Source organism: Nitrososphaerota archaeon (genome assembly GCA_029785825.1).
GTDB lineage: Archaea > Thermoproteota > Nitrososphaeria > Nitrososphaerales > Gagatemarchaeaceae > UBA183.
Window position 1 is genome coordinate 1,635,798 of record JAFLYY010000001.1, and the last position, 19,789, is coordinate 1,655,586.

General features: G+C 59.3%; 19 protein-coding genes and 1 tRNA gene. 6 read left to right on the forward strand and 14 right to left on the reverse strand.

Annotated features, from left to right (window positions below):
• Positions 1-19 precede the first annotated feature (19 nt).
• The 6 genes from JRN21_08815 to JRN21_08840 are packed head-to-tail and all read right to left on the reverse strand — an operon-like array spanning position 20 to position 6,097.
• Positions 20-1,327 carry an HD domain-containing protein gene (locus tag JRN21_08815; GenBank protein ID MDG6989404.1) on the reverse strand — a complete coding sequence of 436 codons (1,308 nt, stop codon included), beginning with the start codon at positions 1,325-1,327 and terminating at the stop codon, positions 20-22.
• A 25-nt stretch (positions 1,328-1,352) separates the two neighbouring features.
• Complete coding sequence (tmk, locus tag JRN21_08820) at positions 1,353-1,967, reverse strand: dTMP kinase (GenBank protein ID MDG6989405.1); 615 nt, start codon at positions 1,965-1,967, stop codon at positions 1,353-1,355.
• A gap of 38 nt (positions 1,968-2,005) precedes the next feature.
• Positions 2,006-3,787, reverse strand: coding sequence for a DUF2070 family protein (locus JRN21_08825; GenBank protein ID MDG6989406.1), 1,782 nt, complete (start codon positions 3,785-3,787; stop codon positions 2,006-2,008).
• Positions 3,762-3,923 (reverse strand): preprotein translocase subunit Sec61beta, encoded by a 162-nt coding sequence (locus tag JRN21_08830; GenBank protein ID MDG6989407.1) that lies wholly within the window; start codon positions 3,921-3,923, stop codon positions 3,762-3,764. Before JRN21_08830 ends, JRN21_08825 begins: the two co-directional genes overlap by 26 nt.
• 46 nt (positions 3,924-3,969) lie before the next feature.
• Complete coding sequence (locus tag JRN21_08835) at positions 3,970-5,382, reverse strand: hypothetical protein (GenBank protein MDG6989408.1); 1,413 nt, start codon at positions 5,380-5,382, stop codon at positions 3,970-3,972.
• The gene (locus tag JRN21_08840; protein MDG6989409.1) at positions 5,372-6,097 is read right to left on the reverse strand and encodes an ABC transporter ATP-binding protein; all 726 of its coding nucleotides are present in this window, start codon (positions 6,095-6,097) and stop codon (positions 5,372-5,374) included. The genes JRN21_08835 and JRN21_08840 overlap by 11 nt, the downstream gene beginning before the upstream one ends.
• Before the next feature lie 88 nt (positions 6,098-6,185).
• Here JRN21_08840 and JRN21_08845 point away from each other — a divergent pair, with 88 nt between their 5' ends.
• A complete protein-coding gene (locus tag JRN21_08845; protein MDG6989410.1) occupies positions 6,186-7,475 on the forward strand; it encodes a serine hydroxymethyltransferase in 1,290 nt (429 codons plus the stop codon).
• Here JRN21_08845 and polC read toward each other — a convergent pair.
• The 5 genes from polC to JRN21_08870 all read right to left on the reverse strand — a co-directional run bounded on the left by polC (position 7,464) and on the right by JRN21_08870 (position 14,875).
• Positions 7,464-10,928: a DNA polymerase II large subunit gene (gene polC / locus JRN21_08850; GenBank protein MDG6989411.1), complete on the reverse strand. Its 3,465-nt coding sequence runs from the start codon at positions 10,926-10,928 to the stop codon at positions 7,464-7,466. The two genes, JRN21_08845 and polC, sit on opposite strands and share 12 nt — an antisense overlap.
• 261 nt (positions 10,929-11,189) lie before the next feature.
• The gene (locus JRN21_08855) at positions 11,190-13,403 is read right to left on the reverse strand and encodes a hypothetical protein (protein ID MDG6989412.1); all 2,214 of its coding nucleotides are present in this window, start codon (positions 13,401-13,403) and stop codon (positions 11,190-11,192) included.
• Positions 13,404-13,428: 25 nt separating this feature from the next.
• On the reverse strand, positions 13,429-13,695 hold the full coding sequence (locus JRN21_08860) for a hypothetical protein (protein MDG6989413.1): 267 nt from the start codon (positions 13,693-13,695) through the stop codon (positions 13,429-13,431).
• Positions 13,692-13,949, reverse strand: coding sequence for a hypothetical protein (locus tag JRN21_08865; GenBank protein MDG6989414.1), 258 nt, complete (start codon positions 13,947-13,949; stop codon positions 13,692-13,694). The genes JRN21_08860 and JRN21_08865 overlap by 4 nt, the downstream gene beginning before the upstream one ends.
• Positions 13,949-14,875, reverse strand: coding sequence for a hypothetical protein (locus JRN21_08870; GenBank protein MDG6989415.1), 927 nt, complete (start codon positions 14,873-14,875; stop codon positions 13,949-13,951). Before JRN21_08870 ends, JRN21_08865 begins: the two co-directional genes overlap by 1 nt.
• A gap of 134 nt (positions 14,876-15,009) precedes the next feature.
• Between JRN21_08870 and JRN21_08875 the strand changes: the two genes are divergently transcribed.
• From JRN21_08875 to JRN21_08885, 3 genes are all read left to right on the forward strand, one after another.
• Positions 15,010-15,094, forward strand: a tRNA-Leu gene (locus JRN21_08875).
• A gap of 219 nt (positions 15,095-15,313) precedes the next feature.
• Entirely contained in the window at positions 15,314-16,576 is a 1,263-nt protein-coding gene (locus JRN21_08880) for a hypothetical protein (GenBank protein MDG6989416.1), read from the forward strand.
• Positions 16,573-17,661 (forward strand): hypothetical protein, encoded by a 1,089-nt coding sequence (locus JRN21_08885; protein ID MDG6989417.1) that lies wholly within the window; start codon positions 16,573-16,575, stop codon positions 17,659-17,661. The genes JRN21_08880 and JRN21_08885 overlap by 4 nt, the downstream gene beginning before the upstream one ends.
• A 156-nt stretch (positions 17,662-17,817) precedes the next feature.
• Here JRN21_08885 and JRN21_08890 read toward each other — a convergent pair whose 3' ends face one another.
• Positions 17,818-18,189, reverse strand: coding sequence for a hypothetical protein (locus JRN21_08890; protein MDG6989418.1), 372 nt, complete (start codon positions 18,187-18,189; stop codon positions 17,818-17,820).
• A 103-nt stretch (positions 18,190-18,292) separates the two neighbouring features.
• Here JRN21_08890 and JRN21_08895 point away from each other — a divergent pair, with 103 nt between their 5' ends.
• Positions 18,293-18,583, forward strand: coding sequence for a hypothetical protein (locus JRN21_08895; protein ID MDG6989419.1), 291 nt, complete (start codon positions 18,293-18,295; stop codon positions 18,581-18,583).
• A 1-nt stretch (position 18,584) separates the two neighbouring features.
• Here JRN21_08895 and JRN21_08900 read toward each other — a convergent pair whose 3' ends face one another.
• Complete coding sequence (locus tag JRN21_08900; protein ID MDG6989420.1) at positions 18,585-19,010, reverse strand: hypothetical protein; 426 nt, start codon at positions 19,008-19,010, stop codon at positions 18,585-18,587.
• A gap of 51 nt (positions 19,011-19,061) precedes the next feature.
• The gene (locus JRN21_08905; GenBank protein ID MDG6989421.1) at positions 19,062-19,334 is read right to left on the reverse strand and encodes a UPF0147 family protein; all 273 of its coding nucleotides are present in this window, start codon (positions 19,332-19,334) and stop codon (positions 19,062-19,064) included.
• Positions 19,335-19,443: 109 nt separating this feature from the next.
• On the opposite strand from JRN21_08905, the gene JRN21_08910 reads away from it, so the two are divergent.
• The gene (locus JRN21_08910) at positions 19,444-19,776 is read left to right on the forward strand and encodes a hypothetical protein (protein ID MDG6989422.1); all 333 of its coding nucleotides are present in this window, start codon (positions 19,444-19,446) and stop codon (positions 19,774-19,776) included.
• Positions 19,777-19,789: the final 13 nt, after the last annotated feature.

The following is a 19,789-nucleotide window of genomic DNA, read 5'->3' on the forward strand; positions in this document are numbered from 1 at the left end:
TATAGGGGGCCCTGCCTATTTAGCGCCCAACATCGTCGGCGATGGTGGCGAGAAACCGGGGGTCATTGAAAAGCCTGACTGACGCCCTCGCCACTGCGTCCCTCCTCTCCGTTGAGGTGTAAACTCTTAGGATGTCCATGAACCCGGCTATGGACCCGACTAGGGAGAGGTCGGTCAGTGGTATCGCCCTGAGAACTCGCTTCCTCCCTTCGGCCCTGAGCAGACCAATGGTCTTGAGGACCTCCTTCGAGTATGTGTAGGGGACCGATGGGGTCGTCGGGACGTCGAGGAAGAGGTCCCCCGGGTTTGTCCCCGCTGCCCTAGCGATTCCGGAGACCGCCCGGCCCCTGGCTTCTTCGTCGGAGAACACGCTCCCAACCTTTACCTCCCTCCTCTGGATGACTCGTTCGAAGGCGCACTTCACCAAGCGCCTGTCGCGGAAGCCGAGGGCTAACCGCCTCGCTTCTCGTAGGGTCGAGTTGGAGGGCTCGAGGGTGACCAGTTTGTGGAGGACCACCTCGTCTGTGAGATCAAGGTAGCTTTCCATGTCTGTTAGGTCGGTCAACCCGAGCACTTCGTCGGCGAGCTTCATGGCGCGGATGAGCATTAGCTCAGCAGCCCGGACTGTCCTGTGGAAGTAGACGGCCTTGAACATCTCGTAGCGGGCGAGCAGGAGCGCCTCGTAGGCGTATAGGGCCGCATCGTCAATCACCAGATGCCCCCCGGCTACGTGGAGAGAATCAATCACCCGCTGAGTGTCGACCTTGCCGTACTCAACTCCGGTAAAGTAAGAGTCGCGAGGGAGATAGTCCATCATGTCGGCACTGAGGCTTCCTGCGATCATCTCGTTCATGAATGGCGGCTTGGATCTCAGCTGCCCTACGGCGAACTCAGACATACTCTTCGGAGAGAACCCGTTCCTGCGGAGAATGTCGCCGACCGAGGTCTTGAGTATCACCCGTTGGGAGATGTCCTCGTGCGACCTGATCTTCCCCCCAGAGAGGACTTCCTCGTACATGTGTGAGAAGGGGCCGTGCCCCACGTCGTGGAGAAGCGCCGCTACTCTCACTTCCTGCACCTCGTCCCCCTCCAACTGAGAGGTGCGCACCAGCGACTCTGCGATCTGACCGGCGACGTGCATCGTCCCCACCACGTGCTCGAACCTGGTGTGGGTGGCGCCTGGGTAGACGAGGTAGGACCCCGCAAGTTGATGGATCCGCCGGAGACGCTGGACGAAGGGAGAGTCGATGAGTTCCTTCTCTACGGCGGTCATCCTGACATACCCGTGGACCGGATCCCTGATTTCTGCAACGGGGCGCGGCTTCAACCGGCCTTGGAGCCGCCCGGCCGTCTTAAATGGTTCTACGCTTCACTTCCATGACCGTTGAGACGATGGAGGCGATCGACTTCCCAACGTCTTCGATGTCCCTGTCGGCGTCGATGACAGTCCACCCGAACTTCGCGGCCAGTCTGAGATAGGCACCGCGTGCCTTCTCCTGGAGCTGCCGGTTGCTCTCATAGGAGTCCTTTCCCCTTCCCCTCCGGGGCATGACATTTTCCAAGGGTGCGTCGAGAACGAGGGTGACGTCAGGCTCAGGGAGGCCCGACTCGAGAGACATCAGCCATTTCAAGTCGAGACCTATTGAAATCCCGTATGCCAGGTTAGATCCGCTGTATCTGTCGACTATGACTGCGTCGGTTTTCGAGATGAATTCCTGCAGCTCTGCCTTCTTCTCCCATCTGTTGGCCGCGTAGAGCATGGCCCTTGCCTGCGGGGGGTAGGACACCCTCCCAGCTAGGAACCTGCGGATCTCCTTCCCGATGGCCGTCTCATAGGCGGGGAATGACAGGGCGCGGCTTGAGAGCCCTTCGGCCCGAAGGTGCGACAACAGGAGGGATGTCTGCGTCATCTTGCCGACGGCGTCTACCCCCTCAATGGCCACGAAAGCGCCAAGAGGACGGCTCATGAACCGGGGCGCTCCCAGAGCCCCTAAATCCGTTTTGTTCATGCGATCATCGATAGGACCAACAGGGCCGCAATTGCGGCCACCGCAAACCGGAAGTACCTGCTGGAAAACCTCGAACTCGACTGCGTTATGGCTGCGAACTCCTCCAGTGCCTTCGACCCGAACACGTTGACCCTGCTGGTCTTCTTTACGGAGCCGTACTCGGCTGGAGCGAGTCTTGAGTCGGCGAGCTTCGCGAGCTTCACTCCGAGCTCTGCGATGGAAGCGACGGGTGTTGCCTCGCCTAGGGCCTCGTATCCCCTCTCCACAGTCAGTCCTCTTGCTGCGAGGTTGTGGCTGTCAGAGGTACAGAGTTCGACGAGTGTGTATCCGGCAGACTCGAGGGCTGTGGCCACCTGAGCCCTGAGTGTTGGGACTGCGTTGTTGGCGTCAGCGAGTATCAACGCGAACTTTGAACCTCTTGACCGCAGCATGAAGAGGGCAATGCCATTCTCTGTGATGTCACTGTGCGCCGAGAACCCCACCTCGCTCGAATGGGCATATGCAACGTCGAAGGCCTCGGGGGTGGCCCTCTTCATTTCCCTGAAGAGCTCTTTCCAACCGGGGTCCGTGGTCTCGGGAGTCTCCAGGTCGCGGGCAATCGAATTGTGGGCGTCCACCACAGATGCGTCGAATCCCGCTTCCAATGCCTGGCGAGAAAGGTCTGTCTCGACTCTGGTATCAAGGTCGTCGGAACCGAAGGGGGCGAAGGAGATGGTTAGGAGCATGTCGTCGGAGAAGGATGAAGCACTGACGGTGGCCTTGCCGACCCGGGAGTGGATGGGTCCACGCAGGAGCGAGTCGCTGGCCGACGGGATGGACTTCGCTAGCTCCTTGAGTTCAGAGGCGTACTTCTGTGTGTCTGCCCTAGTAGCAAGATTCCGCTCGTGCCCTCCGGGGCGGTGCAGCGTCATGGTTCTCCCAAGGTCGCGGAACTCCCTGGAGATGACCCCCGGGAGGTCGTAGCTGCCGACGGGATGGAAGGGACCGGGGTGGACACCGGGAAACACGAGGAACGTGTCCCCCGTGCTGGTCCTGAACCGGAAGACCTCCGTTTCCACCTCCACCACCTCCGAGTGGGCGGCGATAATCTCCTCCAAGTCGCTGGCGTCTCCGGCGGTCCAGGTCTTCATGAACGCCTGGAAGAGGTGAAGGGCACCGTAACCGAGGCTTGTCTTTGATCTCTTCAGAAGAAGAGGAAAAGCGAAGATGACTCCTAGAGAAAGCGCCCCTGAGATTAGTGCAATTGTGTCCAAGTGGGCGGAGAGCTCGGTATACCTGAGGATGAAGAGGGTGGAAGCCGGATGGATGGCCGCCAGGGCGAGGGAGAGGGCGCTTTTCCTAGTGAAGACCCCATAGATGATGAGATATTCCAGCCCGGTGCAGACGAAAGCGCCATACAGATAGATGTTGGTGAGTGGGTCCGAGGACCGGACTGCCCAGGCGTAGGTTGCGCCTACTAGGATGAGGATAAGCCAGAGGACTCCGCCGGCGAGGACCAGGGCCAGCGTCCGGCGGAAGCTCGCGAAGCTCCGCTTGTCTTCAAGGCGAAGGGCGCCCGAGACGACGGCAGCGGAGAGTACGGCAGCGGAAAGCGACAAAGCGAAGGTTATGGCGGCGCCTGACCAACTGGAGAGGAGCGAGATGGTTAGCGAGACTGCTCCGACGTACACAAGAAGGCGTGGGGCCGAAGGGAGGACAAAGAGGTGCCTGTATCTGCTTGCTAGGGCTTCGGTGGCCGCGTTTCGGCTCGAGTCACGCGAAGAAGGCGTTGAGGACAATCGAGACCGCTATCAAGGCAATCGACCCGATGAGGACTATCTCCGGCCTGATCTTCACGCCCTGGGTTTCTTCGTTGAAGAAGGTGAGAAGACCTGCGCTAGATGCCGGCATCGGGGCGTTGTCTTTCTTGCTCATCGAAGGGCTCGACTCCTCCGACGCTTCTTAAGCCTAACGCCTCGTCTCAGACGAACCCGGTTTCAGTGAGCCGGGTGACTACCTTGCCCCAAAACCTCCCGCTCATGGTTATGGCGGCAGCCAGCATGATGAGAATGGCCCCGCCCTCGAATGCGATCGCGGGCAAGACGGTGGCGATGGAGACCAGGATGAAGACCGCAACAAATGGGAGTACGGTGGACGTCTGTCTGATGCTGAACTGTGCGGCCATCGTCAGGTCGTCCCCCTTGACCTGGATTGGGGCGACGTAGGCGGCCCAAAGTATCTCCAAGACGAAGGACCCAGGGACGACGGCCACAACTACCGCGAGGGCTCCGAGTGCCTCGCCATGTCCTAGCATGTAGAGAGCCGCGTCCGCCACCGCGAAGGGGACGAGGATGAGCATTAGGGATGCCACTCTTGACATTATCAAGTGCCTGAAGTAGGTGGCGGCCGGAAGGGACGTCAGAGAGAGCCAAATCCGCTCGTTGGTTATGGCAGACTGTGATAGGAAAAACGATAGGAATGCCAAGGCGATGGACACGCCGATGGCGGCCGGGACCGAGTCGGAGCCCCCTGTGAACGGCTGCGGAGACCCGGTGTAGAAGAACACAAAAACAAAGTAGGCAGCCGCCGCCGCGCAAGTGGTGATGATGACCCAGCGGAGTCTTACCCGCCTCGAGACGTACCTTGAACTTCCGGCCATGTTCATCCTGCCTGCGAGGGAGATCGAGGAGAGGTTCATCGAATATATCGCACCTATAGGGCTCGTTCCTGCGTAGCTCGTCGGTGACTTCACGTCGGTGGAAGTCGACCTCACCAGGCTCCGCATCATGTCGAGCTCTATCCTGGACAGCCCCCTGAAGGCGGACGCTGTGGTCACTACCGCAAGTGCGACCAGAGTAGCCGTCCCGCCCAATATGTTTCCGTTGAAGGCCGAACCAGGGGTCAATGGAAAGCCCGTGAAGGCGAAGAGGGTCCAGATGGCGAGGGCCGCCGAGAGCCCCGCCCTCACCCTGGCGGTCATGGCTGGGGCGATCACTCCCAGTGAAGTAGCCGTCAACGCCAGAGCCATCAGGTCGACCAGTATGAGAGCGGAGTGGAATGACTCGTAGAAGTAGCCGAACATGAGCAGTATAGTAACTCCGAATGTGATGAACTGCGAGAAGAAGATGGATGCTGACAGGTCCCTCGTCGAGAGAGGGAGAGTGAAAAGATAGTCCCGGTCTGACTTCAGAACCATCACGCCTCCGGTGGCCAAGGCCATCGCGAGGAAGAGGGCGATTATCGCAGTCCCATAGTAGCTGAGGATGATGCCTCCAGTCTGGGCCGGGATGGCTCGAGAGACCCCGACATAGTACACCAAGAGGACCGCCATCAGTATTAGGAACGGTCTGGAGTAGCGGGTCCGGATGATGAACTTCAGGAGGCTAAGCTGCACCGGTCATCATCCTCGCCACCACCTTCTCTATGGGCTCCTCTGGCGTCCCCTTCTTCCTGAGCTCCTCAATGGTCCCCTCCCACAGGAACATCCCCTTCGATATCATCACGACGCTGTCTGTCAGTCTGTTGGCGATAGACATTATGTGAGTGGAGATGAGGTGTGTCCCCTCCAGCCTGTCGAGGAGGCCAATCACCGTCTCCTGGGTGGGGATGTCGAGGTAGTTGAGAGGCTCATCGAGTAGGAGGACCTTGGGAGAGTGAATCAGAGAAAGGGCGATGGCAAGTTTCTGTGTGTTACCTCTCGAAAGCCTCCCCACGTTCGACCGCTCGTACTGCCTGAGGTCGAGCTCGTCCAAAAGGAAGTCAGTCCGTCCCCTGACGTCTGTGACACCCCTGAGGGCACCGATGTATTCTAGGTTCTCCCTCACCGAAAGCATCCTGTAGGGGAGCGCGTCCTCGGGAAGGTACCCCACCGCCGACTTCGCCGCCCTGCTGTCGGGAGGAGAACCGAGGATTTTGACGGAACCCGAGTCCGGGCGCAGAGAGCCGATGAGCAGTTTGAGCGTGGTCGACTTCCCGGCGCCGTTAGGTCCCAGCAGCGCGAACCTCCCTCCTATTGGGATTTCGAAGCTCAAGTCGTTCAGAGCCGGGATTGAGCCGTAAGCCTTGCTGACGTGGGAGAGCTGGATACAGAGCCCGTTCGACGTGGCCATTGGCGTTTCACCTTCGCGAGCTCGGCGTATAAACAGACGGGCTGAGTTCCTCCAAATGTATAATTAACGTGAGAAATCTTCACGCCCCATGTCGTCGTATGAGTCAGAGTTCAATTCGGTGACCGACGAAATCCGCGCCCACGAACGGTGGTTCTCACAGAGCCTCCCGATGATAGCCAGTGAGAACCTCGCCTCCGAGCCGGTGCGAAAGGTCCTGTCCTCGGATCTGGGCCACAGGTACGCCGAAGGGTGGCCCGGGGAGAGGGTCTACGCTGGATGCAAATACATCGACCAGATTGAGCTTCGGGCAATCGCCCTCGGAAAGAAGCTGTTCAGGGCGGAGCACCTCGACGTCAGGCCGGTGTCCGGAGTCAACGCGAACTTGGCCGTCTACTCGGCACTCACGTCTGCAGGAGACATGATGGTGGCTATGTCTGTACCCAACGGAGGACACATCTCTCATGGGAAGAAGGATTTCGGTGGGACGGCCGGGTTGGTTCACTCCCTCGATGTGTCATATTTCGCGTTCGACAAGGAAGCGATGAACATAGATGTGGACGCGACGAAGAAACGTATCGCCGCTCTTCCATCGCTTAAGCTAGCGATGTTTGGGTGTAGCCTGTTCCTGTTCCCGCACCCAGTCAAAGAACTCGCACAAGCCATCCACGACAAGGGAGGGTCCATCTGCTACGATGCGGCTCACGTAGCCGGGCTCATAGCGGGCGGAGAGTTTCAGGACCCACTCAGGGAAGGGGCCCAGGTGATGACGATGAGCACCCACAAAGTCCTCTTCGGGCCTCAGGGAGGAGCCATAGCGTCGACCGCGGAGTTGGCAGAGCCGCTGAAGAAGGCGGTCTTCCCAGGGACGACGAGTAGCCACCACCTCAATAACGTGGCGGCCAAGGCCATGGTCTTCGCGGAGTTCCTTCAGTTCGGCCAGAAGTACGCCAAAGACGTCGTAGCAAACGCCCAGACATTGGCGGGGAGACTCGCCGAGCTTGGCGAGAAGGTGCTGGGAGAGAAGGGCGGCTACACCATGTCACACCAAGTGGCACTCGACGTGATGCGGTATACTGATGGCGGGGTCATTGAGAAACGTTTAGAGGATCAGAACATCATCTGCAACCGAGAGCCCATCCCCGGCGACCTGCAGGCGGGAAGGCACTACATGAACCCGGGGGGAATCAGGCTGGGTGTCTCCGAACTGACGAGGCTGGGGATGGGGAGGTCCGAGATGAAGGAAGTTGCAGAGTTGGTGCACCTGGGCCTGGGCGGGGCGAAGAAGGAGGAGGTCGTTGAGAGGATAAAGGAGCTCAGGAAGGGGTTCCAGAAGGTCAAGTATTCTTTCAGGGACACACCTGCTTATTCATTCGGCTAGAGCGGGCTTCAAGAAGTCGGTCAACTCGAGCTGATCAGCCTTCCTCGGACCCTGGAAGAGCTGGTCCAACTCCCTCTGGAGCATATCCAGCCGGCTCCTGAGATATGAGTCGACGTCGTAGTCGCGGGCGAGCTTCTGGGCGATGTAGAGGTATTTTTCGACCGATGCCCGGGTGAGCGTCCCTTTGATTTCCCCACCGCAGCTTGGGCACTTGGCCGCGAGAGGCGGGCGTCGCAGGGTCAAGCCGCAGCTCCTGCATTTGAAGGCCTGGGTGGCGTACTTCTTCGCGTTCCCCATGATGTCCCTGATGAGGTGGGTCTTGATGATGGATTCCACCACGTCCCGGGTCGACACCGCTTCCACCAGGGAAGCGACTTCTATCTGCTTCGCGATTTTCTCGTTGAGCGTCCGAAGGGTGGAGTAGGACGCCCTGGGGCGCTTAATCGTTATAGAGCTGGTGGGGTGGGTGAATCTGTAGCCGTAGAACTGCGTGTCGCTCTCAAGGCGCGACCCGATGCTCTCTATCATAGCAGCGACCGAAGCCGCCGGCGGGGATTCTAGGGTCTTCTCGTAGAACTCGAGGGGATAGGATGCAACGATGTCGAAGTTGTGGGCCTGCTCGTCGACTTCGGCAGGGAGAATCACCGGTTGGATGAGCAGTGGTGTATCCATGTACCCACCGATTTGCGCCGGGACGTACTGGAGCGAGAAGTTCAGCAACGCGTCGAGCAGCAGGAGGAGAGAGTCCCCGTCCCCGTCGCAGTCCCGCCTCTTCGCCGAGTGCCAGTAGGGGTTGGCGAGGCAGACCTCCGTGGCGGAGAAACCGACGATCCTTCCTACGACTCCCACAGACGTATGAGGCGCGAGCCCGATGATGAGCTTCCCCAGCAAGTCGTCAGGCTTTGCCACGTGGTAGAATGTGTCGAGACCGTAGAGACTCTGCAGCTCGTCGTCGACGCACTGAGCCATTTTGACAAGGTCGTTCCCGATGTCGGCTGGGACGATGATGTCCTGGGGCTTTAGTTCAAGGACTTGGTCGTCTCGTTGAAGCGGTGCTCCGTCGGTGTCGCGCTCGTATCCGAGGCGGAAGAGGGTCCCCAAATCCCCCTTTACGTCCCTGGGCCTGAAATGCGTAAGGGGCTCGTTAGTCGCGTCAATCCGCAGGGTGCCGTCCTTGTAGACGAACACCCCGTGCCTGCTCCTGATGATTCCCTTTTCCAGGGCCTCGGGGACCTTCGAGACGCTCGTCAGTCCCCTCACACACTTCACCGGTTTGGTAGACGAGTAGGGGATTTTCGCCCTGATGCCTTCTAGTTTCGAGCGGAAATCGAAGTCGAACTTGGAGTAGGGGAGGGTCTTCGTCTTGCAGTTCGGGCACGCTATATCCTGAGTGGCGGCGCTGCACCTTGGGCAGGCCATGTAAGGCTCGGTCTCCTCTCCGCAGACCTGACATCTCGCGTCGAGCCGCCTCTCTCCGCATTTCCGGCAGTACAGGTTGATGACCTCGATTTCTACCCGGCCTACCTTGGCGGCTGAGAAGACATCCCTCATCGACCCCCCCTCGTATCCGACCGGGAAGAGCGCGTGCACCGGAGGCTTCATCCGCCTCATCATGGCCTTCTCTGGTCTCCCCACCCTGATACCAATGGTGGTGGTGCTCTGGCGCCCCAGCTGTATCCCTGAGAGGTGCCTTACGTAATCGGGGTCTTCGACGGGGATCATGAGATCGGGTTCGTCGAGCCTGAGGAGGGTCCGGAGGACGAGTGCAGCATCCCCTCGTACCACGGCTGTGCCCCCTTCCATTGTGTGTTCGATTAAACATGTATTGAGGACCCAGCGTGTGTGGGGGACCTCGGCGTCGATGACGACGGTATGGCCTTCCAACTTTGCGCTCTTCCTCAGTCCGGCTAGGTCGGATGATCCCACCCGGTCTAAGCGAGGGGTGTGGAAGGGATGGAGTGGTATGCCGAGCGACCTGGAGATTGCGATAGCCTCTGCGGCCGTGGGGAACGTTGTCGGGGAAGCCGCGAGCGCTCGCGCTCTTTCCAGCGCCAGGCCTGTGGCTGCGAGGAGATTATCGGCTCCTGGAATCCCGGCTAGCGCCTTCGCTAGGTCTTGAGCCCACCACTCGGGAACGTAGGGCGATGGTTGGAGTGGCTTGTTGTTTTCTAGAAAGTCCCCGTAGCTGATGAGGACGTCACCGAGGTCGATAACCTTGGACAGGGCGTCGTGTATCTCTTCCGCTTGGGCCACGGTGTTCACCCTGACCACGCTTCCGTCTTTTGTCAGGATGGTGGGCCCCTCGATTGAGTCGACGAAAGCTATGGTCGCCGCCTTTCCTGGTAGGTCGACCTTCACTTGGGTCCCGGTGACCACCGGATAGTCGAGCAGGGTCGCCACCGCGGGATGAATCCCAATGGTCGAGAGACCGGTGTTAATCGACCTGCCGTAACGGAGCCTAAATCCCCCCTTGCTTCTCGGCATGGACAGGACGGCCCTTCCTGAGATTACCTCTTCAAAATGGGCGCCCGCCTTCTCCGTCTCGTTCGTGGTCTGCTGTGTCCCCCCCTTAATCTGCGCGAGGAACTCCCAGCCCGTGATGTTGAGGCTCGAGAGCTTCTTTGAAAGCTTGTGGGCGCGGCCGATTACCCCGTCGTTGAGCACTCTGAGGGCTCCGCCGCGCAACCTGTCTGTGGCGACCCGCTTTAGGTTCCGATGGACCACCACCTCGACGGGATCTGTCTCTATTCCGTCGATTTCTACCGGGAGGTTCGATATGGCGCGCCGGATGTCTTCGTCGGTGACCTTATACTGGAAGTTGCCGACGTCGCGCTCGTATATTCTGAGCTCTTCGGCGAAACGGTCAATCTCTTCCTGGCGGGCGCGGTAGTTGCTCAGGCCGAGCTTCTTGGCCGTCGCGTCCGCTATCACCAGTGAGAAGCCGGCTTCGGTCCCGCCCGCTGACCTCATCGGCCCTGCGTAGGAGACTGACGCGTAGTCGCTGTTGTCGTCGTTCTGTTTTATCGTGACTCCTGAGATCCCTTCCAGGGGCGCAACGGTGACCCCGTCGGTCATCACAGCGAGGCCGGCCCTGACGCCATAGCTGAGCGCTTCGTGCCTCTCGAGAGCCCCGAACTTCCCTAGCGCGATTTCCTGTGATATGGTGAGGGCCGCCCTCTCCTTGGATGTGGTATGGAGGAGCTCGCGGAGCCGATCAACCAGACCCTCGAATTGGTCCAGGCGGAGCATTTGATTGACCCGGTCTGCTAGGTCGAAGACGGTTTTGCTTTCCACCACCCCGACTGGATCGTGCCCCATCAGCCTCGCGGTCGAGGCCGTGCTGTGAGCCGCTTCGTATTGCGAGAGGATGTCGCGGTAGTACGAATCGAGGTGGCTAGGGAACGGGGCGAGGGTCCTGACTCGGTCCCAGGCGAGGTCGGCAGAGAAAGACATCCGTCGTGCGGGACACCAAGATGGTCTTAAGGACTGCGCGCCATGGCGTTGTCTACTTGACGGCTGGTGGAGGTTGGTCGTTTCGACGCAAGAAGCGCGCCGACCACCAGTTAGACAGGGCCGTGGCTTTCGTGGTCGAGGACCATGTACGGCCTATAGGGCTGCTTTAGCCTTCTGAAGACTCCTCGATGGGTTCGAACTGTAGCGGAGCCCGGGGCGGATGAGAGTCTCCTATTCTGGGAATCGTGTTTGCGAAGCCGGTCAGTTGGTGAGCGACAGACTCTTGTCCCTCTCGTAGAGGGACAGGAGTCCCTCTGAGGTGCATCGCCTATCGAAGGGCTCCAGTACCGACGAGCACGTCTCAGCCAGGAGCCTGATGTAGCGCCAGGCGTCATATCTCGCCTGGTCGTCGAGCATAACGAGGGGGGTCGCCCTCTTCGAGTCCTTCCCCCTGTAATCCGTTATGACGTATCGTATCCCCTCGCCGGCGTGCAGCGACGCCCCCGCGGCGACCAATTGCTTGAGCGCCGCCTGCTGGACCGTCAGTGTGTTGTACTCCCCCGGTGCTTTCGAGAGGTTCGAGGTGAAGGCGAGGTCTGAGGCTGGCGTTTCGTGCCTCTCGAAGGCCCTGGCGTACCCTAGGAAGATTTCGATGCACTCGGGAATGCTGTCTTTGGCCCCGGCCACGGAACCGGCGTGGGCCAAGACCCCCAGGATGCTCATCTGGCACTCCCTGAACGCCTGTGGTGTGTCGTGGCGGCGGGCCTCGACCCCCCTGACCTTCAGTTCGCCGTTCTTGTGGGCGCCAAAATATCTGTTTAGGGTGGGGAGCCCGGCATCGACCTTCGACGGGAGGAAGGCCACCCATTTGTAGATTCCTTCGAATGAGGTGGCGAAGCCTGTCCCTGTCTCAACCGCCTCCTTGAGATCGAGGAAATCGGCCTCCTCGGCCCCGCCCTTCCGGACCCACAGAGAGTCTATGATGCCGTGTATCACCTCGAAGCCTCTGCCCTCTGCAATCCTGGCCGCGTCCATCAGGATTTTCCTATCCCAAGCGCATACTGCGATATGGGCGTCTATGCGCCCGAACTTTGCGTTGCTGAAGCCAAGATACCCGAATGTGGTCACCCCCAGCCATTTGAGGGCGACCTGTCGGGCATTGTACATTTCGCGGACCCTTTTGTCCGGCTCGGCGTCTCTGAGTTCCTTGTAGCGGAGCCTCTTCTTTACTATGATTTCTATCGCGAGTGGGACAATTCCCTTCTTTCTGCACACGTTCCACCCGAGCTCGGGGACTCGGTTATTGGAATCAGGGCAGCAGGCGCATCTGACCGTCTCGGCCGAGATGTTTTTCCTGTACATTATGTTCGGATAGAGGGCAGAAAAGTCCAGCTCCCCGACGCCTTCGTACACGCCCACCCTCGGCTCGAAGATAAAGCCCCCACGATCGGCGGTCAGCAGTTCGCTCCTGTCCTTGAAGCGCTCCGCCAGTGTGGGCTTCCAGGGGACGAGGAGCCCCATCTTGAACGCGTGGTAGAGCTGCAGGCTGGAGAGGGCCCTCCCGATGCTGGCCCTGCTTGAGGTGTGGAGGGGCATGCGGCATATCCTGCTGAGCTCGAAGAGCCCTTCGAACCCAGCTTCCGAGTAGACGAAGGATGTGTTGGTGTCGATGTGGATCCGGCCCCGGAGTTTTATGGCCGAAGGCTTGTAATGGATTTGGCCGTAGCTGAAGTAGGAGGTGCCTGCCTTGAAAGGAAGCTTCATGACCGTGTCATCCCTGCCCAGTGTGAAGTCGGCGGCGACGCCGACGGTTTTGGCCTTCCTAATCAGATATGGGAACAGGAATGTGTCTCCGTCGTTGGTCAGGATAAAATCCGGGTCGGCTTCGCGCACAGCCCTCGCCAGTGCGAGAAGACTGTCGGCCTCATTCCTGTCATCTATTATGGTAGTGCCTTCGTCGTTCGTCAGTACCATTGATTCGATTCTGTCTGTGAGTCTTGGTAGCTTCCCCTTCTTGGCCACTTCCACCTTGAGTTCGACCTTCCTCAGGGGAGGAATGGGATAGTCGTAGGCCCAGATGTCGTCTTCGGGCGTCCATTCCAGTGTGCCGCCCCTTTGCTCCACCTCACAGAGGGCGAGGGGGAAGAGACCCTTCTCGTAGAGATAGCTCTGGGCGGGGGGGACGTCTGCGTTGTAGAGCCTGAACGTCCCGAATGGTCCGAGCCGCTCTATCCGGCCGGCGACATGCTGGGCCCTCTTGGCGTCCCTGAGCTTCGCCTCCAAGACCTCGGTTGTCGTGTTGTCGGTCACCCGCTCGCGCCTCTGGACGAGCCTAGTCCATGCTAGTTCATCGCGGAGGGTGTGGGCCGGGACTGTGAAGTCGGACCTGTTATCTGTCCCTATGAAAATTGACGGGGCCCAGCTGTCGACCAGTCTGACTGCTTCGCCGTCTTCCCGCTTCAGCCAGACGACCATCTCCCCAGGGCCGTCGGGGTAGAGGTCAAGTATCCAGCCGCGCGTCTTTCGTCACCTTCAGTCTCTCTACCTCGGCCGCCAGCCAGACTATTGTCTTGTGCTGCATGAGCAGGAGGCTCATGAATAGGGCCTCGGCAGGGAAAGGAGAATCTCTGGCCTGGATGGCTGGGAAATACTCGTAGCTGAGACCGAGCATCTCCTTGAAGAGTGTTCTGTCGTCTGCCCGGAGCGCGTCGGCGAAGCGCTGCCAGCTGTCCATCTCGTCGGTAATTTCGTCGTCGGAGAGGGTCAAGGGACAGCCTCCCTTCTGACCTCCGCTGCGGTTCGGCTGAGGGTCCTGTAGTGATGGAATATGATTGCCATGACCATACCTTCGAACCTCGATGTCCTGACCGCTGCTGACGAGGCCGACGTGTATAGCCTCGCAGAGCTGAGCATCTCGTCGAAGGCCGTCTTGTCCTCCTTCGGGAGCGCCTTTTTGAACGACCTCCATTCAGCCGCCTCCTGGGCTTCTGCTATCCGAAACGAGGGGACGGTGCGGCCCATCAGTGGAAGGCCCCCTTCCTCGTAGCCTTCAGTAACTGGCTCAATTTGAAGGTGGAAGACTCGGGAAGTTTGTTCCTGTGCTCGAGCCTCTCTGCCCTGATGTTGTCCCCATCGGCGGACATGGCGATTGTGGCGTCAGCCCATGACATGACGGTGACGTCATGTGTGTTTGGCCTAGCCAAGGTCGCGAATACCAGGGCGTGATTCTTCGTCTCCTCCAGCCCCGCCTGGACGGCGTCTAGAACCCGCCTCGCTTCCCTTTCTTCCATCCCGGGCTCGTTGAAAGTGCCAAGGATGTCAGATACGACCACGAGCTTCGCTCCATAGTCTTCGACCACGTGTGCCAGGTGCTCTGAGACGAGCGAAGCGAGTTGATAGAAGGTGAAGACGCGGCAGGAGGCCACCCTCCTCATGGCAGAGGTGGGCCTGAGGCCCTGCTGCCTCGCGAAGGATGAAAAGAGATACGGGTCGGACTGATTGCCTCCGTCTATGAAAACGGCGGCAGAGTCGAGCCCTCCTGACTCAACTGGGAGTTGGGCCCTGAACGCGACAAGTTCTGCCACGGCTGACGATGGGGCCCCGCTGAGCACGACCAGCCTCTTCTCTGACAGGGGCCTCAGGAGCGAATCGAACCCAGGGAGGCCGAGAGAGAAGTGGGGAATTGAGGATGCACGCCTGAAGAATGGCTCGGCCTGCCGCACTCCCGCGGCCTCCACGACCGCGCCAGACCACTCCTCAGGGATGGGGACGAGTGTGCGTTCAGCGTTCTCTTCGAGAGGCCTGCCGCACTCCCTGCAGAGCCCGACGGGGAGCGTGTCCGGCCCCGAGCTCCGCCTTATCTCGAAGACGTGGCATCTAGAACAGTGGTAGACGAAGCGCTCTCTGTTTCCGGTCTCCTGCTCATAGAGATATCGCAGCCCGGTCATTGCGTGCACATCAAACGTCACGTGGAATTTAACGTGGAACTGGTGCGGCGTCCACTTTGGACAGAGGGAGGCCGGCGAAAGTGACCGGGACTGATTCAATGTTATAAAGCGAAGTTGGGGCTCGCCGTGCCCATGCGGGGGTCGCCCAGCCTGGTCAACGGCGTGAGGCTCAGGACCTCATCCCTTAGGGGTTCGAGGGTTCGAATCCCTCCCCCCGCACTAAATTCAGAAGTACGACCTTTTCATATTGCTTCGAGAACGGTTGGGGACCCGCTATGCTGCCATCTGGGATGGAATGTTGGGCTTATCAGAATGCCCTATCTTGCTACCTGACTGATACCACTCTAGAAGGCCGACGCTTGGGCTCTGCTGAGAGAGCTATGTTGGATGTTGCCTCTCGCCTTCCGTTAAAAGAGGGGCATGCAAGGGGAAAAGCAGATGGGAAAGCGCGGGAACGCGGGGACTTTTGCGGCGACGCTGGTCCGGGACAGCCTCGGGCTGCCTTCGGGCTCGCTGGAAGGATCGGATGTGCCTCGGAGACTCGTCTCCGAAGTCGAATCAATCATGCTAGGAGGAGAGCCCAGAGACATGGAACGGCTCTTGCTGGAGGAGAAGATTGCGGCCCTCTTGCCGAGAATCGAACGCGACTCCCTTGAGTCGAATGGGTACTTCGTCAGGAAGGAGCGGTGGCCGTCAGGAGCGGAGTTCGCCGTCGCCCTTACCCATGACGTCGACAACATCAGCAGGCCCTGGGAGCACATACTGAAGGTACAGGATAGGTTCGACCTACGCGACGTGAATCTGGCACGACGGGGTCGCCTCTCTCTCTACAACAACCTGCACTACATTGCAGAGAAGGAGAGGGAGGCCGGGTTCAGGTCGAGCTTCTACCTGATGTCCGCCAACTATCCTCTCGGTGAACTGAAGGGGGAAATGGAACGCCTGTTGGCCGGAGGATGGGACGTCGGCCTCCATGGCGACTTTGGGACGCATGATTCCCTAGCGCAGATGAAGCGAGCAGTAGCCAGCTTCCGGAGCGAGCTCGGGTTCAGGCCAGTCGGGGTAAGAGAGCATTATCTGAAGTTCGACTACGCGAGGTCGTGGCATGTGATGGATGCGGCGGGGTTCGATTACGACACCACGGTGGGCAATACCGACAGGCTTGGGTTCAGGCTCGGGCTGGCGACTCCGTTCCACCCTCCCGATGCTGGGTGGCGGCCGTTGAGACTTTTGGAGCTCCCCCTTTCGCTAATGGACACGACACTTTGGGGGTATCTTCGCAGGTCTGAGGAGGGAGGGATGCGGGACGTGCTCCGCTCCCTGGGGATGGTCAGCCGCGTCGGCGGTCTGTTCACCCTTCTTTGGCACCAAGAGGCGGTGCGGATGAAGGGAGGGAGGATGTATTGGAAAGTGCTCGAGATTCTGAGTGGGATGCGTAAGAGGTGTTTTGTGGGGTCGGGGGCAGATATCGCGCGGTGGTGGAAGGAGCGAGAAGTAGCGCTAAGGACCACCGGCAGCCTGATTACTCTTGGTTCTCGGCCCCCCAGAGGGTTGACGTTGAGCCTCGGAGTGAAGAGGGGGCAGGGGATTAAGGTCGTCCATGGTTCTTTCATGAAAGTGAAGGGGCAGCCGGGAGAGCCCTTCGACAGGTACCGGGTGTTGCCCGCGGATGAGGGGTTCGGGCTCGAGGTGGCAAAGTGATCAAGCGCGTTCTGGTGACCGGGGCCGGAGGGCTTGCAGGAGTGAACTTCGCCCGGGCCCTCCGTATCTCGTCGATGCGTTACTACCTCGTGGGGACAGACTTCAACAGGTACCATGTGCTCTACCCTGACGTCGACGCCAGGTATCTCACGCCCCGGCACAGTGACAGGTTGTTCGTTTCCCGCCTAGCTGAGATAGCGAAGAAAGAACGAGTCGATTTCGTGCACCCCCAGCCGTCGAGCGAGGCATATGTCGTATCGTCGAAGCGGAGGTTCATCCCGTGTCGGACTCTCCTTCCTCCGGCTAGCGTGATGAGAGTCGGCCAAGACAAGTTGCTCTCTCAGGAGAAGTTGGAGGCGGCGGGTATCCCCGTAGCCAAGACGGCTGAAGTCTCAGGGCGCCATGATGTAAAGCGGGCCTTCTCGAAGATGCCCTCGCCCCTCTGGGTGAGAGCCAGACATGGAGCAGGGGGGAGGTTGAGCCTGCTCTGCAGGAGTGCCGCCGAAGCTCAGCTTTGGATCGACCTCTGGGTCGCCCGCGGAAACAGGTATGACGAGTTCGTCGTGCAAGAGTACCTCCCTGGCAGGAACATCGCCTGGGACAGCGTCTGGTATGAAGGCAATCTTGTCACTTCCTACTCCCGTGAACGCCTCGAGTATCCCTTCAAACATGTATCCCCTTCGGGAATCACTGGGACCCCCTCGGTGTCCAGGACTGTCCACGACAGGGCGGTGAACGAAGTGGGGGAGCTAGCGGTCAGAGTGATAGACCCTTCCCCTAGTGGGGCATACTCGGTCGACATCAAGGAGTCGGCGAGTGGGCGGCCCTGTGTGACAGAAGTCGATCCCGGTAAGTTCCATTCTACTATGCCGCTGTGGGGCTACATCGCGGTCAAGCACCTGCACCTCCCGGAGTACGCGAACCTTGCAGATGTCTATGTGAGGCTCGGCCTCGGAGAGGAGCTCGGAGACGTCCCTCCCAAGACCGACCTTATTCCTGACGGCTACTACCTCCTCAGGGACATGGATGTGGGGGCGTACTTGTGGAGAGAGGAAGACGGGATGAAGAAAGAGAAAATCCTCTGAGGAGGCAGCATCCCTCGACGGGGGTTCTTCTGCGTCGTGCTAGTCTTTCGCCGCTCGGAGAGGGGCGGGATGCGTTGCCCACTCCAGCGGTTTCGTTTAGCAATGGAGGGGGAAACCCCGTTAGTGATAAGAGACAAAGACCGGGTTCTTACCGAATCATGCGGCCCTGGAGGCGGCTGGTGGCGATTGTGGGGTCTGGGTGGACGGGTGAGGCTTGGGGGCGGGTTTCCCTGTTATGGCCGAATAGGCTGCCCAGCCTTGGTCCGTCAAGTGGTACCTTGCCGGGTTCCCGAAGAGATCAACCTTGTATTCCACGAAGCCGAGTGATGTGAGCTGCCTAACCACCCAGAGTGTGGTCCATTCAGAACTTTCGTTGATGGCGTCGTCTAGCTCTGGGTTGCTCATCCCGTTTTTGCTCTTGGTCATGGCGCCCAAGGCGTTCATAAGGTGGGGTGAAGACGCCACCCTCCCCAGCACCTTCCGCTGACCATCGGGGTCGGCGGGCCAAACCCATAGGCCCTTCGGCATGGAGGTAGCCGATTGGGCGTCGGTTCATAAATCCTGCGCGGTGCGATTTAATTGCGTTCACGAGCTTATCAACTGTTTTTAGTTTTGTCAAAGAAGTAAACCGTTGAATGTTGTGATGGTGGAAACCATGGAAGTGGTAACTGAATACGCTGACCAGAGGACAGAGCTCGAGGAGAAGATCAGGTCTCTCGAGGCCGAAAAGGCCTCGCTCCTTGCCGACGTCGCCTCCCTGAAGGAGAAGATAGCCGCCTTCGAGTTGGAGAAGTCTGCCAACGCCCTAGAAAGCGAGGTGCAGGCGCTCCGGACGGAGAAGGCGGTCCTGGAAGAGAAGGCGGCGTCATATGAGGCGGAGGCTGGATACACTCTCCCGCCCATCGGGACCGAAGGAATCTAGGCTATCTCAGCCTGGATGCCTTCTGCTCGAGTTCGCCCTTTTCTTTTCTGAGGTAACGGACGAACTCTTCGAGGTCGGCGAGTTTTTCCTGCATGTGCCTCACGTCGTTTTCCTTAGCAGTCCGGTCCATTGAAGCTTCTAACTCTCTCTGCTGCTGTTCCATGTCGGCGACCTTCGAGGTGAGTGATTCGTTCCCCTTTTTGACAGCGGTTAGCTCGTCCTGTATCGACCGTAGTTGCTCCTCGGCTACAATTAGGTACCTCTGCTTGCTGATGACGGTAGGGAACTTGGTCCCGCATTTGGAACAGGTATACATGCCCACTCGTCGCTCGGTCATGCCGCGCTCTCCCTTCACCGGCTCTACGATGACGTTGAAGGTGCGCGTCGGGATGGATTCCTTGTTCCCGCATTTCGGGCAGCTGGGCAATCGGCCGTCTAGTGGCTGAGAATGTGTTAAAGCTTTGCCTGGCGACTGGCCCTATGACTCTCTGATTGATTCGAGTTCGGAGACTGCGGACCAGAGGGTCACCCTGGCGAAAGAAGGCATGTTTGGGTCCTGCGCTACCTCGTCGAGGAGGCTGATGGCGTTCGCTGCCCTTACCGCTACGCTCTGTTTGGCGTCCTGCAGCATCAATATGGAGTCCTTGACAATCTTCCTGATGTTGCGCGGGGTGATGCTGGAGTCTGAAATCTGCTGAAGGCTCACCACTGCCTTCGAGAGTTTTGCCTCGTTCTCTTGCTGCTTTTTCATCTTGGCGCTCAACACGGTTACCTCTTAGGTCGGGTCGGGGCACGGTTCGGTGGGATTAAGTGCTTTTCGAACTGCCGCCTTTAATACGCACTAGTGGGGCGTCGCTGTATTGAGCGGGGCATCCAGAGACAAGATGAAAGTGGCCGCGAATCTCGTAAGCCGAGGCGCCACGATGCTCGCAGAGCCGTGCCCCCAGGACGGGGGAATACAGGTCCGCTACCGCGGTAAGGTGTACTGCGCGGTCCATGATGATCTTTCTCTGATATCCAAAGCGGCTGCTGTGTCCTATGACACGGTGGTGGCCCAGATGAGAGAGGTACTCCTAGGAAGGCTGAACGAAGTCACATCGGCATTGGGAGTCGAGGAGGACCCGTCGAAACAGGAACGGTTGGTGTCTCTCGCGGCAAAGCTGTTCGAACTACTGCAGAAGCTCCCGAAGTAGTTAAATCAGAACC